Source organism: Nocardiopsis sp. iso_186, from assembly GCF_056173365.1.
In genome coordinates this window covers 4,353,212-4,366,650 of sequence record NZ_CM149670.1, presented here as the reverse complement: position 1 = coordinate 4,366,650, position 13,439 = coordinate 4,353,212, and the positions used below count along the sequence as shown (strand labels likewise).

At 68.0% G+C, this 13,439-nt stretch carries 15 protein-coding genes; 9 read left to right on the top strand and 6 right to left on the bottom strand.

Annotated features, from left to right (window positions below):
- Nucleotides 1-10 precede the first annotated feature (10 nt).
- From cydB to AC0VYP_RS19200, 3 genes are all read right to left on the bottom strand, one after another.
- Complete coding sequence (gene cydB / locus AC0VYP_RS19210) at nucleotides 11-1,042, bottom strand: cytochrome d ubiquinol oxidase subunit II (protein ID WP_285757462.1); 1,032 nt, start codon at nucleotides 1,040-1,042, stop codon at nucleotides 11-13.
- Between the two features lie 10 nt (nucleotides 1,043-1,052).
- Nucleotides 1,053-2,483, bottom strand: a complete 1,431-nt coding sequence (locus tag AC0VYP_RS19205; protein ID WP_475471081.1) for a cytochrome ubiquinol oxidase subunit I — start codon at nucleotides 2,481-2,483, stop codon at nucleotides 1,053-1,055.
- A gap of 246 nt (nucleotides 2,484-2,729) precedes the next feature.
- The gene (locus AC0VYP_RS19200) at nucleotides 2,730-3,401 is read right to left on the bottom strand and encodes a DUF305 domain-containing protein (RefSeq protein WP_432707421.1); all 672 of its coding nucleotides are present in this window, start codon (nucleotides 3,399-3,401) and stop codon (nucleotides 2,730-2,732) included.
- An 86-nt stretch (nucleotides 3,402-3,487) separates the two neighbouring features.
- On the opposite strand from AC0VYP_RS19200, the gene AC0VYP_RS19195 reads away from it, so the two are divergent.
- On the top strand, nucleotides 3,488-4,198 hold the full coding sequence (locus AC0VYP_RS19195; protein ID WP_475471079.1) for a DUF3105 domain-containing protein: 711 nt from the start codon (nucleotides 3,488-3,490) through the stop codon (nucleotides 4,196-4,198).
- Nucleotides 4,199-4,228: 30 nt separating this feature from the next.
- Here the strand turns inward: AC0VYP_RS19195 and AC0VYP_RS19190 are convergent, their stop codons facing one another.
- Both AC0VYP_RS19190 and AC0VYP_RS19185 read right to left on the bottom strand, forming a co-directional pair.
- Nucleotides 4,229-4,711: a DUF3515 domain-containing protein gene (locus AC0VYP_RS19190; RefSeq protein ID WP_285757458.1), complete on the bottom strand. Its 483-nt coding sequence runs from the start codon at nucleotides 4,709-4,711 to the stop codon at nucleotides 4,229-4,231.
- An 18-nt stretch (nucleotides 4,712-4,729) separates the two neighbouring features.
- The gene (locus AC0VYP_RS19185) at nucleotides 4,730-4,963 is read right to left on the bottom strand and encodes an Lrp/AsnC family transcriptional regulator (RefSeq protein ID WP_285757457.1); all 234 of its coding nucleotides are present in this window, start codon (nucleotides 4,961-4,963) and stop codon (nucleotides 4,730-4,732) included.
- Nucleotides 4,964-5,111: 148 nt separating this feature from the next.
- Here AC0VYP_RS19185 and AC0VYP_RS19180 point away from each other — a divergent pair, with 148 nt between their 5' ends.
- Nucleotides 5,112-6,083 (top strand): thiamine-phosphate kinase, encoded by a 972-nt coding sequence (locus AC0VYP_RS19180; protein ID WP_285757456.1) that lies wholly within the window; start codon nucleotides 5,112-5,114, stop codon nucleotides 6,081-6,083.
- 151 nt (nucleotides 6,084-6,234) lie between these two features.
- Nucleotides 6,235-6,984 carry a cellulose binding domain-containing protein gene (locus tag AC0VYP_RS19175; RefSeq protein WP_285757455.1) on the top strand — a complete coding sequence of 250 codons (750 nt, stop codon included), beginning with the start codon at nucleotides 6,235-6,237 and terminating at the stop codon, nucleotides 6,982-6,984.
- 171 nt (nucleotides 6,985-7,155) lie between these two features.
- Here the strand turns inward: AC0VYP_RS19175 and rpmB are convergent, their stop codons facing one another.
- Complete coding sequence (gene rpmB, locus AC0VYP_RS19170; RefSeq protein ID WP_475471076.1) at nucleotides 7,156-7,341, bottom strand: 50S ribosomal protein L28; 186 nt, start codon at nucleotides 7,339-7,341, stop codon at nucleotides 7,156-7,158.
- Between the two features lie 391 nt (nucleotides 7,342-7,732).
- On the opposite strand from rpmB, the gene recG reads away from it, so the two are divergent.
- The 6 genes from recG (at nucleotide 7,733) to rnc (ending at nucleotide 13,400) form a co-directional block, all read left to right on the top strand.
- Nucleotides 7,733-9,922, top strand: coding sequence for an ATP-dependent DNA helicase RecG (gene recG / locus AC0VYP_RS19165; RefSeq protein WP_475471074.1), 2,190 nt, complete (start codon nucleotides 7,733-7,735; stop codon nucleotides 9,920-9,922).
- A 116-nt stretch (nucleotides 9,923-10,038) separates the two neighbouring features.
- A complete protein-coding gene (gene rsmD, locus AC0VYP_RS19160; protein ID WP_475471072.1) occupies nucleotides 10,039-10,620 on the top strand; it encodes a 16S rRNA (guanine(966)-N(2))-methyltransferase RsmD in 582 nt (193 codons plus the stop codon).
- A gap of 87 nt (nucleotides 10,621-10,707) precedes the next feature.
- On the top strand, nucleotides 10,708-11,196 hold the full coding sequence (gene coaD, locus AC0VYP_RS19155) for a pantetheine-phosphate adenylyltransferase (protein ID WP_475471070.1): 489 nt from the start codon (nucleotides 10,708-10,710) through the stop codon (nucleotides 11,194-11,196).
- A gap of 255 nt (nucleotides 11,197-11,451) precedes the next feature.
- Nucleotides 11,452-12,006, top strand: a complete 555-nt coding sequence (locus AC0VYP_RS19150) for a YceD family protein (protein ID WP_475471068.1) — start codon at nucleotides 11,452-11,454, stop codon at nucleotides 12,004-12,006.
- Nucleotides 12,007-12,200: 194 nt separating this feature from the next.
- On the top strand, nucleotides 12,201-12,380 hold the full coding sequence (gene rpmF, locus AC0VYP_RS19145) for a 50S ribosomal protein L32 (protein ID WP_285757449.1): 180 nt from the start codon (nucleotides 12,201-12,203) through the stop codon (nucleotides 12,378-12,380).
- Between the two features lie 294 nt (nucleotides 12,381-12,674).
- The gene (gene rnc, locus AC0VYP_RS19140; protein ID WP_475471066.1) at nucleotides 12,675-13,400 is read left to right on the top strand and encodes a ribonuclease III; all 726 of its coding nucleotides are present in this window, start codon (nucleotides 12,675-12,677) and stop codon (nucleotides 13,398-13,400) included.
- Nucleotides 13,401-13,439 lie beyond the last annotated feature (39 nt).

Here is a 13,439-nt window from a genome sequence, read left to right as displayed (position 1 = left end):
TCGTCCTTGTCTAACCGGCGGACGGTGCGCTGCCACCGTAAGCGGGGGTCGGTTCGATGTGCTCGCGGGTGACCCGTTTGCGAAACACCCAGTAGCTCCAACTCTGGTAGCCGATCACGACGGGCAGCGCCACCAGGGCGACCCACGACATCAGGGTCAGCGTGTAGTCGGCCGAGGAGGCGTTGGCGATGGTCAGGCTGTACGCGGGGTCCGTCGTGGAGGGAAGTACATCGGGGAAGACCGAGCCGAACAACAGCACGGTCGCCGCGGCGATGGCCACCGCGGTCGAGGTGAACGACCACCCCTCGCGTCCCCGGACGGCCAGCCACACCCCGGCCGCCAGCGCCAGAGCAGCCCCGAGCGCCAGTGGCAGGGTCCACGGTTTCCCGTAGGCCGCCTGGGTCCAGGCCAGGAAGACGATTGCCGCGGGCAGCGCCACCAGGGCGACCCGTCCGACCGCGCGTCGGGCCAGTACGCGCACCTCGCCGTCGGTCTTGAGGGTCAAAAACACCGCGCCGTGCAGGGTGAACATCGACAACGTGGTCAGTCCGCCGAGCAGTGCGTAGGGGTTGAGCAGGTCGAGCAGACTGGCCGTGACGATCTGGTCGGGGCCCATCTCCACGCCCCGCACGATGTTGGCGAACGCGACTCCCCACAGCAGCGCCGGCACGGCGCTTCCCCAGAAGATCGCCTGGTCCCAGCGGGCCCGCCAACGGTCGTCGTCAACCTTGGCGCGGTACTCGAAGGCCACACCGCGCACGATCAGCGCCACGAGAATGAGCAGGAGCGGGAGGTAGAAGCCGCTGAACAGGGACGCGTACCACGCCGGAAACGCCGCGAGCATCGCGCCGCCCGCCGTGATGACCCACACCTCGTTGCCGTCCCAGACCGGTCCGATCGAATTGATCATGACGCGCCGGTCCGTATTGGTGCGTCCGAGGAAGGGGAGGAGGGTGCCCACCCCGAAGTCGAAGCCTTCGAGGATGAAGTACCCGGTCCACAACACCGCGATGGCGAGGAACCAGATGAGTGCGAGATCCATGGCCGCTCTCCTAGTAGACGAACGCGGGGACGTTGGCGGAGTGGTCGGGGTCGTCGTCCTGGGGAGGTGTGACGTGCGTGGGACCCGCCTTGACGTAACGCCACAGCAGGCCCGCCTCCACCACGGCCAGCGTTCCGTAGAGCAGGGTGAAGACCGTCAGGGAGAAGGCGACCTCGGTCAGGCTCACCCCCGGTGAGACGCTGTCCGCGGTGAGCAGGACGCCGTGCACCGTCCAGGGCTGACGGCCCATCTCGGTCAGGATCCAACCGAACGTGTTGGCCAGCAGTGCGGCGGGCAGTCCGAGGATCGCTGCGCGGTAGAACCAGCCGCTGCGCGGGAGCCGGCCCTTGCGGGTGAGCCACAGTCCCAGGACGGCGATCCCGATCCCGAAGAACCCGAACCCCATCATCAGGCGGAACGACCAGTAGAGGATGAAGATGTTGGGCGTGTAGTCACCGGGGCCGTAGGCGGCCTCGTACGTGGCCTGGATGTCGTTGATGCCCTCGACCGTGCCGCCGAACTCCCCGGTCGCCAGGAAGCTGAGCACGTAGGGCACCCCCAGGTCCACGATGTTGTTCCCGGCCTCCGTGTCACCGACGGCGAACATCGAGAAGTGCGCGGCGTCTTCGGTGTTCCACAGTGCCTCGGCGCCGGCGAGCTTCATGGGTTCGTACTCGGCCGCGAGCTTGGCCTGGTTGTCACCGGAGTAGATGGAGAGCACGCCGGCGATCATCGTCACGATCAGACCGGTTCGCAGAGCTTTGCGGAACAGTTCGTGCTCACCGGTGGTCGCGCCGCCGTCGCCGCCCGAGCGTGCCCGCCAGAGCTTGAACGCGCTGACCGCGACCACGAACAGGCCGGCGGTGATGAAGGAGCCGGCGAGGACGTGGACGAAGGTTGACGAGGACTGGGGGCTGCTGAGGACCGCCCAGATGTCGGTGAGCTCGGCGCGGCCGGTGTCGGGGTTCACGGTGTAGCCCACCGGGTTCCGCATCCACGAGTTGGCGGCCAGGATGAAGTAGGCCGAGAGGTTGGAACCGATCGCGGCGGCCCAGATGCATGCCAGGTGAACTCCGCGGGGCAGCTTGTCCCAGCCGAAGATCCACAGTCCGATGAAGGTGGACTCCAGGAAGAAGGCCAGCAGCGCTTCCATTGCCAGTGGCGCCCCGAAGACGTCGCCGACGAAACGCGAGTACTCGCTCCAGTTCATTCCGAACTGGAACTCCTGCACGATCCCGGTGACCACTCCCATCGCGAAGTTGATCAGGAAGAGCTTGCCGAAGAACTTCGTCGCCTGGAGGTACTCGTGCTTGCCGGTTCGGTACCAGGCGGTCTGCAGGCTCGCCACGATCACGGACAGCCCGATCGTCAGCGGAACGAACAGGAAGTGGTAGACGGTGGTGATTCCGAACTGCCACCGTGCGAGATCTAGTGCTTCCATGCGGCCTCTCCAGACGCCCCGACCCGACGGCCGGTAGTACTACGAAGTGTAGTTCTACGGCTTGTAGTAATCCAGCGCAGCTGTGCCCGCTATGGGTTCCCGGTAGCCGAAAACGCCTATGGGAAAAGGAGTGCGGTGCGGCCTCGTAGGCAGTGTGAGCTGCGCCAAAGCCAGAAAAGGCGACGGGGGGCGATGCGTGGGGGGAGGCGGGCGGAGGCGGTGTGAGTCCGGCCACGCCCTGGTCGATCAGTCGTCAACCGGTTCGGCTCCGCGCTCGACGAGCATGTCGTTCATCAGGTCGATCTCGCTCTGTTGAGCGGTTCCCATGCCGCCGGCCAGGGTGACGACCATTTGGTCCCCGGCGAGATCGGCTCCGGCCTCGGCCATCTCGATGCCGCCCTTGTGGTGGGCGATCATCAGTTCGAGGAACAAGATCTCGGCGTCGGTCCCGGAGGCGTCGGCGAGGGAGCGCATCTGCTCGTCGGTCGCGAGTCCGGGCATTCGGTCGGGGGCCCCACCTGAGGGGCCTCCGTGGTCGTGACCGGCCATCCAGGTCATCGGCGGCTGCGAACCCCGAGCGGTCAGCCCCCACTGCACCAGCCAACCTTGCATGCGGCCGATCTGGGCCTGCTGGGTGCGGGCGATGTCGTAGGAGACCGCCTTGAGCCGGGGCTCGTCGGTCTCGTCATAGATGATCATCGCCATGTCAACGGCCTGGGCGTGATGAGTACTCATGTCGCGGAGGAAGCCCGCGTCGGCCGATGTGTCCAGGGGATGGCCGGGACGGCCCAGTACGAAACCGGCGACGAGCGCAGCCACGACGAAGAAGACCGTGAGGGGGAGCGGAACCGTGCGTCGGGTCTTCTCCGCCGTCAACGGTGCGTCCCTCTCGGCGCCTTCGTTATCCACGGGAACCATCCTGGTCAATTCAACGTTTTCTGGGCGAATATCATCCCTGGAACATAACCAATCACATCTGTACCACGGTCGAGGAGGAAACCCGGGTGAGCAAGAGCTCAGCGCAGAGACGGCGTGAGAAAGCCGCGGAAATCCGTGCCCAGCGGCAGCGCGAGGCCCGGAGGAACAAGATCCTCAAGACAGCGGGTGCCGTCACCGCCGCCGTTGTCGTCGTCGGCGGGGTTGGCTTCGCAGGCTACATGGAGTATAAGCGCCGCAACATCGACGGCGTCCAGGAGTTCTCCGGCCTGACCAACAACCACGTCACCGAGTCGGTCAACTACGACCAGAGCCCCCCGGTCGGCGGCGACCACAACTCCCTCTGGCAGAACTGCGGTGTCTACGCCGCGCCCCTGGAGCCCACGCACGCGGTCCACTCCCTGGAGCACGGGGCGGTCTGGATCAACTACGATCCCGACCTGCCCGCCGACCAGGTCGAGCAGTTGGACGCCTTCTACACCCCTGGAAGCTACGTCATCGTCTCCCCCTACGAGGGCGAACTCGAATCGCCCGTCGTCGCCACCGCCTGGGGCAAGATGCTCGCGGTGGACGGCCCCGACGACGACCGGCTGAAGAACTTCGTCCAGCTCTACGAGCGCAACCCCAACGTGCCGGAGCCCGGTGCCGCGTGCTCGGGCCAGGTGGACCTCACCGCCGCCGAGATCGACGACTTGCGTGCCCAGCAGGAAGGGGCCGCTGACGACCCCGCCGCTGAGGAGGAGGGCGCCCCAGCCGAAGAGGAGACCCCTGCGGGGTGAGCAAGGCCCCGGACTCCCCGCGCAGACCGGCTACAGCTCACCGGCAGGCAGCGCGGGGACGTCCTGGGCGACGAGTTCGCTGAGCGCGACCAGGCCGAGGGCCGGCGGCTGGTACGCCTGGGGGATCGACACCTCCACATAGGCCTCCCGGCCCACCGCGGTGAAAAGGGTCGGCCGTTCGGCCGGCTCGCCCAGCCACGTGATGTCGTTGACCACGAACAGCTCCGAGTCGGGGCGCAGGCCCTCGGGGCGCGGAACCCCGCAGCGCAGCGCAATCGTCGGTGAGCCCCAGGCCGCCACGAACTCCGAGTCCGGCTCGACCTCCACCCGCTCCTGCTCGTAGAGGGTGCCCGGCAGCCCCGGCATAAGCGTCCGGCACGCCGCGGCGGCGGGGCCCTCGGGCTCGGTCGCGGGTACACGGACGGCGCCACAGCCGCTCAGTGCCAGAACCACGGTCGCCAACACCACCGCCGGTACACGCCCAGCTGCGCGTTCGAGCACCCAGGCGCGCATGTTCCACTCCAGACGGACTCAGATGTTGACGATCGGGCAGGTGAGGGTGCGGGCGATGCCTTCGAGCCGTTGGATCCGGGCGACCACGAGGCGACCGAGAGCGTCCACGTCGTCGGCTTGGGCTCGCACCACTACATCGTAGGGGCCCGTGACGTCCTCGGCTTCGGTCACGCCTTCGATCCCGGCGATCTCCCGGGCGACCTGAGCGGCCCGGCCGACCTCTGTCTGGATCAAAATGTAGGCACGCACCATGGAAAACCCCTCTGCGACATTGCGTTCGATCCTGCGTGGGCCTCCCACCGGGCTCCGCCCGCAGCCGCGAGGCAGGGCCTCATCGGACGGGGTGATGCCGCGTGGGTCTAGACCACTGCGCCAGAAGCGTCACCGTACCCTGAGGTCTGTGTTGAGCACCATCGGGGACCTCGGTGAATTCGGGCTGATCGCCCGAATGACCGCGAGATTCCCTCATACAGACGACGTAATCCTCGGCCCGGGCGACGATGCCGCGATCGTGCGGGCCCCCGATCGCAGAGTGGTGGCCACCACCGACATGCTGGTGGAGGGACGGCACTTTCGGCGGGACTGGTCCGGTCCGCGCGACATCGGTCACAAAGCAGCCGCGCAGAACTTCGCCGATATCGCAGCCATGGGCGCCCGCCCCACCGCACTGCTGCTCGGTTTCGCGGCCCCGGCCGGCCTTCCGGTCTCCTGGGCCGAGGAGTTCGCCGAAGGGCTACGTGCGGAGTGCGCCCTTGTCGGTGCCACCGTGGCCGGTGGGGACACCGTGCGCTCCGACAGCATCACCTTGGCCATCACGGCCCTGGGCGACCTGCAAGGTGTTTCCGCGGTGAGGCGAGACGGGGCCCGCCCCGGTGACGTCGTCGCTGTCATCGGCGACCTCGGTCTTTCCGCAGCGGGGCTCGCGCTGTTCCTCGCCGACAGCACCGTCGGTCACCCCGAGTGCCGTGCGGCCCACCGCAGGCCCGCGCCGCCCTACGCCGCGGGACCTGCTGCCGCGGAACTCGGTGCCACGGCCATGCTCGATGTCAGCGACGGCTTGGTCCAGGATCTCGGACACATCGCCGCGGCCTCCCGCGTCCGGGTGGAACTGCAAAGTTCCGCGCTGCTCGTCCCCGCGGTCCTGAGCGATGCGGTCCGGACCCTGACCCGGCTCGGTGCCATCGAGTGCGCCCCGGTGGATCTGATGCTCGCCGGCGGTGAGGACCACGCCCTTGCCGCGACCTTCCCTGAGGGGACGGTACTGCCTCCCGGCTGGACGGTGATCGGGCGGGTGGCCGAAGGAGAGGGGGTCGTCGTGGATGGTGCCCCGTCCGACGCGAGGGGGTGGGACCACTTCTCCGTCACGTCTTGATTCGACACGTTCGGTCATGACACGGTCACCTGAAGACAATATGCCGGTTTTGCCGCGTGTGGCACGCTAAGCTCTGCCCTCGTCTCCCTGCTTTTGCGGTGGGGCTGCGACGGCGACTCGCGATGGCGCGCGAACCGGGAAAGGTACGGCTATGGGGCGGCACGGGGTTGAACGGCCACAGCGTGGAGCGCACCGTGCGGAACAGCCCGACGGCGGCGCGCTGACCACGGTCGGACAGGTTCTGGGGAGTACCGTTCCCAAGCGGGTCCCCCCGCCCCGCCCGTTTCGGGTACTCCTGCTCTCCGGTGTCACGGTTACCCTGATCCTCTTCGCCTACAGCACCACCCAGATCTACCTCCGTTTCACGGAGTCTCCTTCCGGGCCGGGGGCGCCTGCCCCCGAATCGGGGGCGGTCGGGGGCTCTCCGGGATCGGAGGCGCTGCCCTCGCGCGGTCCGGAGCCCGGGTCCTCCCTGCAGGCCGAGATCTCGGCCGAGGTGTCGCAGAGCCCCGAAGCCGAAGAGCGGGAAACCGAGGAAGAGGGTGCCGACGAGCCCGAGCGGCAGGACGCACCCGAGCCGCCCGTCGCGGTCGGTGGCACCCAGGTCTCCTACGACATGGTCCCGCACTCCAGCAACAACTTCACGGGCTCGGTCACCATCGTCAACAACGGCACCAGTGCCATCGACGGCTGGGAACTGCGTCTCGGTTTCTCCGGAGCCAACATCACCGCGGCCTGGAACGGCGACTGGGAGAGCACTGGGGAGGGGATCGTCGTACGTCAGCCCTCCTGGACGGGAGGGATCGCTCCCGGAGAGTCGGCGGTGGTCAACTTCAGCGCCGAAGGCAGCGCCCAGGCCCCGAGTTCCTGCTCCCTGAACGGACGCTCCTGCGGCCTCTAGCCCGGACCGCTCCCAACAGCAGAGCCCGGACCGGAGCTGCCGTGCACCGGGCATTCACCGGCGCGCGACAGGGGAGGGCGTGCACGGGAAACAGCGATGAGCGCCGCGACGGATCGTCACGGCGCTCAACGCGCTGATTCACTGAATCGTGGACCTTGCCACCCCTGAGGGCTAGCGGTTGACCTTGCCCGCTTTGAGGCAGGAGGTGCACACGTTCAGGCGCTTGGGGGTACCACCAACGCGGGTGCGCACGGTCTGGATGTTGGGATTCCAGCGGCGACGGGTCCGGCGGTGCGAGTGGGAAACATTGTTCCCGAACCCTGGTCCCTTGCTGCAAACGTCACAGACGGAAGCCACGGTAACTCCATTCAAGCGCTCGGGCCGGTGTGCTCGCGCGCACGTCAATGACCCGAGAGAGGTCTGGTGAGCAGGCAGGTCGGCGCGGATCGCCAACCGTCGAAGCGTACATGAAGAAAGGACCAGGCCACGACGAGCCGATGGTTCCGAGGATCACGGACGCAGGGTGTGAAACCGAAGAAGTTCCGGTTCCACCGGAGTTCCGCCGATTCTTACGAGAGCGGACCCGCGATGATTGCTCCGCCCAGTATAGCCCGGCCCGACTCCGTAAGATGCCACAGTGAGCCGCGGGAGCAGCCAGCACTCCCCAGGAGCAGTTGCCGGAACCGCTCCGCGCCCCTCAGAACACGGCGGCTCGCACCCGCCTGCTAGGAAGAGTTGAGGAAGCCCCGTGACCAGCCTGGACGAGCCGCTGACCAAGACGCTCGGCAAGACTGCGAAGGTCCTGGCAACGGCACTCGACCTGCACACAGCCGGCGATCTGCTGCGCCATTACCCGCGGCGGTACAGCACCCGGGGAGACCTCACCGACCTCGAAGGGCTGGTCGAAGGGGAGCAGGTCACCGTCCTCGCGGAGGTGCGCAGAACCGCCAAGCGTCGGATGCGCAACGGTCGCGGGTCAATGTTCGAGGTCACGGTCACCGACGGCCGTGGCGACCTTACGCTGACCTTTTTCCACAAGGTCGGCTGGCACGAGCAGCGCCTCACCTACGGGCGACGCGGCCTCTTCGCCGGCAAGGTCTCGGCCTACCGGGGCAAGCGCCAGCTTGCCCATCCCGATTACGAGCTCTTCCCTGAGGCAGAAGGTGCCGAGCAGGAACGCGCCAAGGCGTTCGCCGAAGAACTGATCCCCATCTATCCGGCCTCGGAGAAGATGCCCTCATGGCGGATCGGTCAGGCCGTGGCCACGGTTCTCGGGCCTTTGGACGAGGTACCCGATCCGCTCCCACCGGCCTTGCGCGCGGGCCGTCGTCTCATCGGCCTCGAGCAGGCCTACCGCCTCGTACACCGTCCCGCGGACTCGGCCGACATCGCCAAGGCCCGTCACCGTCTCAAATGGGACGAGGCGTTCGTGCTCCAGGTCGCCCTGGCCCAGCGCCGCCGTGCGGCTCAGGGCCATCCTGCACGGTCGCGCCCGCGTTCCGCAGGAGGGCTGTTGGACGCCTTCGATGCGGCGCTGCCGTTCACCCTCACAGAGGGCCAACGCGAGGTCGGTGACGTCATCGCCGGCGGACTGGCCTCCACCCACCCCATGCACCGGCTGCTCCAGGGCGACGTCGGGGCGGGAAAGACCCTCGTCGCCCTGCGCGCCATGCTCCAGGTGGTGGACGCGGGCGGCCAGGCGGTCCTTCTCGCCCCCACCGAGGTGCTCGCCCAGCAGCACCACCGCTCCATTGGGGCCATGCTCGGGGGGCTCGCCCGTGCGGGGCAGCTCGACGGGGCGGAGCATGCGACCCGCCTCGCCCTGCTCACCGGGTCGCTCGGGGCGGCGGCCAAACGCGAGGCGTTGCTCGACGCGGCGTCGGGCGCCGCTGGAATCGTCATCGGTACGCACGCCCTGCTTCAGGAACAGGTCTCCTTCGCCGACCTCGGTCTGGTCGTGGTGGACGAGCAGCACCGCTTCGGAGTCGAGCAGCGCGACGCGTTGCGGGAGAAGTCGGTCGAGGGCCGTCCGCACGTCCTGGTCATGACCGCCACGCCCATTCCCCGCACGGTCGCTATGACCGTCTACGGCGACCTCGACGTCGTGGCGCTCACCCAGCTGCCCGAAGGCCGCGCACCTGTGGCCACCCATGTCGTCCCCGCCCAGGACAAGCCGCACTTCCTGTCCCGGGCCTGGGACCGTATCGCCGAAGAGGTCGGCCAAGGACGTCAGGCGTACGTCGTGTGCCCGCGCATCGGCGACGGTGACAACGATGCCGAGGACGCCGCCGTCGAGCCCGAAGCGGAGGATGCCGTCCCCCGCCGTCCGCCGCTGGCCGTACTGGACGTGGCCGCCCGCTTGGCGGAGGGGCCGCTCGCCGGTCTCCGGGTGGCAGCCCTGCACGGCAGGCTCGCCCCCGATGACAAGGACGCCGTCATGCGCCGCTTCGCCGCCGGCGAGCTCGACGTCCTCGTGGCGACCACTGTCATCGAAGTGGGCGTTGACGTCCCCAACGCCACGGTGATGGCCATCATGGACGCAGACCGGTTCGGTGTCTCCCAGCTCCACCAGTTGCGCGGGAGGGTCGGCCGGGGAAAGCTTCCCGGTCTGTGCCTGCTCATCACCGACGCCGCGCAGGAGAGCCCGGCGAGGGAGCGGCTGGCAGCGGTAGCGGCCACCACCGACGGATTCGAGCTGTCACGGGTGGACCTGGAACAGCGTCGTGAGGGCGATGTCCTGGGGGACGCGCAGTCGGGCCGCCGTTCCTCGTTGCGGATGCTCACCCTCCTCCGCGACGAGGCTCTCATCGGTCAGGCCCGCGACGAGGCGGTGGCCTTCGTCAACGCCGACCCCGACCTGTCGGGACATCCGCCGTTGGCCCAGGCGCTAGCCGACCTGCTCAGCGGCGAGCGCGCGGATTACCTGGAGAAAACCTGACCTTCCCGGCCCGCTTCAGCCTCGCGCGAGAAAGCAGCTTTCCCGTCCGCGGGGGACGGGGGCAATACAGTTGTGGACGCCCGACACCCCCGCTTGGCAGGAGCGCACGACCCGTCATGACCCGCATCATCGCCGGTACCGCAGGAGGGCGCAGGCTCGCTGTTCCCGATGGACGCACCACCCGTCCCACGAGCGACCGGGCCCGGGAGGCGTTGTTCGCCTCGGCACTGTCGGATTTGGGATCGCTTGCCGGTCTGAGGGTTCTCGACCTCTATGCCGGGTCCGGTGCGATCGGTCTGGAGGCCCTCTCCCGCGGCGCGGAGCATGTGCTGCTCGTCGAAGCCGACCGTCGCGCGGCAGACGTGATCCGGCGCAACATCTCGACGGTTGACATGCCCGGCGCGCACCTCGTCGCCGACCGGGTCGAGCGGTTGGTGGACAAGGGGCCGGGGGGCGTCGGTTACGACTTCGTGGTCGCAGACCCGCCCTACCCTGTCACCGACGATCAGGTCACCGCACTGCTGATCGCCCTGCACGAGCGGGGGTGGCTCGCGTCCGATGCGCTGGTCGTGGTCGAACGTCCCGCGCGTGGGGCCGACCTGTTGTGGCCCGATGGGTATGAAGGGGACAGGGTGCGTAAATACGGCGAAGCCGCCCTTTGGTACGGTCACGCCGCGAGTCTGCGCGATCAGGTCTGACATTTCGCGCGATGATCGATGATTCTGGACGGCCTGACTCGCACCCCAGGTACGTTCACCGGAATCCGCAAGAGAGGAGCGATCCCCGTGCGCCGCGTCGTCTGCCCCGGATCCTTCGACCCCGTCACCCACGGCCACGTCAACATCATCGGGCGCGCAGCGCGCCAGAACGACGAGGTCGTGGTCGCGGTCCTGAACAACGTCAACAAGCGGGGCCTGTTCAGCGTGGACGAGAAACTCGCCATGCTCACGGACTCCACCAAGGAATTTCCCAACGTCAGCGTTGCCAAGTTCGACGGCCTGCTCGTGGACTTCTGTCGGCAGAACGATGTGGACACGATTGTGCGGAGCCTGCGCTCGGTCAGCGACTTCGACTACGAACTCCAGATCGCGCAGATGAACTACCAGCTCTCCGGTGTGGAGACGGTGTTCATGACAGCCAACCCGCAGTACTCGTTCCTCAGCTCCAGCCTGGTGCGCGAGGTCGCCCAGCACGGCGGTGACGTCAGCACCCTGGTCACTCCCTATGTGGAGCAGCGTTTGCGCGCCAAGTACGAGGAGGCGAAGGAGGGCTAGTCCGGTTCCTCGGTGCCCGGCGCATCGTTCCCGTGTTCGGCCGGAGCCTGGTCAGAGGGATCGCTTGCTCTCGTGGATTTGGGTCTGGCGGATGTTCGTGGCTAAAATCGCTTCTTGACTGTGCCCACGGGCCAGTACCGCGGCACCGGACACCGGTCGCCGCGATCTCATACCGTCGTTCCCGCTTCCGTGCGGGAGCGAGCCGTACCGAAAGTCGCGATCACTCTGTCTCGTCTAGATGTCCGTTCCCCGTTCGTGGTCGACACCCGGCCGCTTGGCCGTCAGGCCGGCTCGATGCGAACCGAGGTCCGCACCGCGTCCGCCCCCGCCTCCATGGCCGTGGGGATGGCCGGTGTGCCCGAGGGAACCGAAATCGAGCTGGACTTCCGGCTCGAAGCGGTCATGGAGGGCGTGCTGGTGACCGGTGAGGCGCGCACGGCCCTCGCCGCGGAGTGCTCCCGCTGCCTGGATCCGCTGACCGAAGAGGTCGAGGCGGACTTCCAGGAACTCTTCCAGTACCCCTCTGAGGACGAGCCCAGTGGCAGGCAGGGTGCCGATGAGGTGGATTCCGAGGGTGAGGATGAGGACTACTATCTTGAGGGCGACTTGATCGACCTTGAGCCGGTGGTCCGCGACGCGGTGGTGCTCGCACTGCCGTCCTCGCCGCTGTGCCAGGACGACTGCCCCGGTCTGTGTGTGGACTGCGGCGTCCGACTGGCTGACGCCGAACCCGGCCACGGTCACGGCGAGCGCGTCAACCCCCGGTGGGAGGCGCTGCGGAAGCTGGGCGAGGAGCCCGGCGACCGCTGAACCCACAACCAAGGGGCGTCGGGCGGACTCGCACCGGCGGACCCGGCAAGTCTGTGCTCCCGGACCGGGACGCGTCCGCACGCTCCGTCAAATGAGCGGGTGGGCCTCTGGACCGGGCACGGTGTTCCTCGCGGTGCGCGAGGATGACAGGAAAGTGAGCTCCCGCGCGCGCGGGGGGACCCAGGAGGATTGAAGTGGCCGTCCCGAAGCGGAAGATGTCGCGGAGCAACACCCGCACCCGCCGTTCCCAGTGGAAGGCGTCGCGCCCTGCGCTGGTCAACTGCCCGCGCTGCCGCGACCCCAAGCTCCAGCACATCGCTTGCCCGACGTGCGGTACCTACAACAACCGCCAGGTCATCAACCCGGCGTCGTAAGCACGTGTGATCGGCGGGTCCAGCTTTTGGGCCCGCCCTTCGCGCGTTCACCCGTGTGCCGCCAACGGGCGGTCCTGCGGGAACGTCCGAATTCGGCCTGGTGACCTCCCGAGGCCGTGGTGGCTGCCGGGGAGCTTATTGCGCTCCGCGACGATCACCACGCCTTCGAGCATCACCTCGGCAGGGTTCCGGTTCAGCCGTATCCGATCCGAGCGTGCTCGGCGTCCCGCGGGCCAGCCAACGCGAACCTGTCCGGGACACCGTGCGACGCCGACCAGGGATGTGAAAATCCGAATGGCAACGCAGATCTCCGCGTCCGAAGCGCGTGAGTTCCGGGAGTCGGTCGGGGTCAACCTCGACCTCAAGATTCTCACCCGGGCACTCACCCACCGCTCCTACGCCTACGAGAAGGGCGGCCTTCCCACCAACGAGCGCCTGGAGTTCCTGGGCGACTCGGTGCTTGGGCTGGTTGTCACCGACACCCTCTTTCGTACGCACCCGGACCTGCCCGAAGGGCAGTTGGCGAAGTTGCGTGCGGCCGTGGTCAACATGCGCGCGCTCGCCGACGTGGCGCGCGGGCTGGGGATCGGCCGCTATGTGCGACTCGGCAGGGGGGAGGAAGGGACAGGCGGACGCGACAAGTCCTCGATCCTGGCCGACACCCTGGAGGCGCTGATCGGTGCGGTCTACCTGGACCGCGGACTCGATTCCGCCTCGGAGTTCGTGCACCGGCTCTTCGATCCCATGATCGCCAAGGCGTCTGGGCTGGGGGCCGGACTGGACTGGAAGACGTCCCTCCAGGAGCTCACCGCCGCCGAACTCCTCGGGGTGCCCGAGTACCACGTCGAGGAGAGCGGCCCCGACCACCAGAAGAACTTCCGTGCGACCGTCCGCGTCGCCGGCCGTAGTTACGGCTCAGGGGCTGGGCGCAGCAAGAAGGAGGCCGAGCAGCAGGCGGCCGAGTCCGCTTGGAAGGCCATCCGCGCCGCGGCCGAGGTCGGCCGCACCGGCCAGGACTGACCAGCCGGCCCGGGGACCGGGCGTCCCCGGACGACACCG

What these genes read in the sequence shown, in the direction of transcription:
- rsmD (WP_475471072.1), top strand. Translation starts at nt 10,039, where the DNA reads ATGACCCGCATCATCGCCGGTACCGCAGGAGGGCGCAGGCTCGCTGTT.
- rnc (WP_475471066.1), top strand. Translation starts at nt 12,675, where the DNA reads ATGGCAACGCAGATCTCCGCGTCCGAAGCGCGTGAGTTCCGGGAGTCG.
- cydB (WP_285757462.1), bottom strand. Translation starts at nt 1,042, where the DNA reads ATGGATCTCGCACTCATCTGGTTCCTCGCCATCGCGGTGTTGTGGACC.
- AC0VYP_RS19205 (WP_475471081.1), bottom strand. Translation starts at nt 2,483, where the DNA reads ATGGAAGCACTAGATCTCGCACGGTGGCAGTTCGGAATCACCACCGTC.
- AC0VYP_RS19190 (WP_285757458.1), bottom strand. Translation starts at nt 4,711, where the DNA reads ATGCGCGCCTGGGTGCTCGAACGCGCAGCTGGGCGTGTACCGGCGGTG.
- AC0VYP_RS19200 (WP_432707421.1), bottom strand. Translation starts at nt 3,401, where the DNA reads ATGGTTCCCGTGGATAACGAAGGCGCCGAGAGGGACGCACCGTTGACG.
- AC0VYP_RS19185 (WP_285757457.1), bottom strand. Translation starts at nt 4,963, where the DNA reads ATGGTGCGTGCCTACATTTTGATCCAGACAGAGGTCGGCCGGGCCGCT.
- AC0VYP_RS19175 (WP_285757455.1), top strand. Translation starts at nt 6,235, where the DNA reads ATGGGGCGGCACGGGGTTGAACGGCCACAGCGTGGAGCGCACCGTGCG.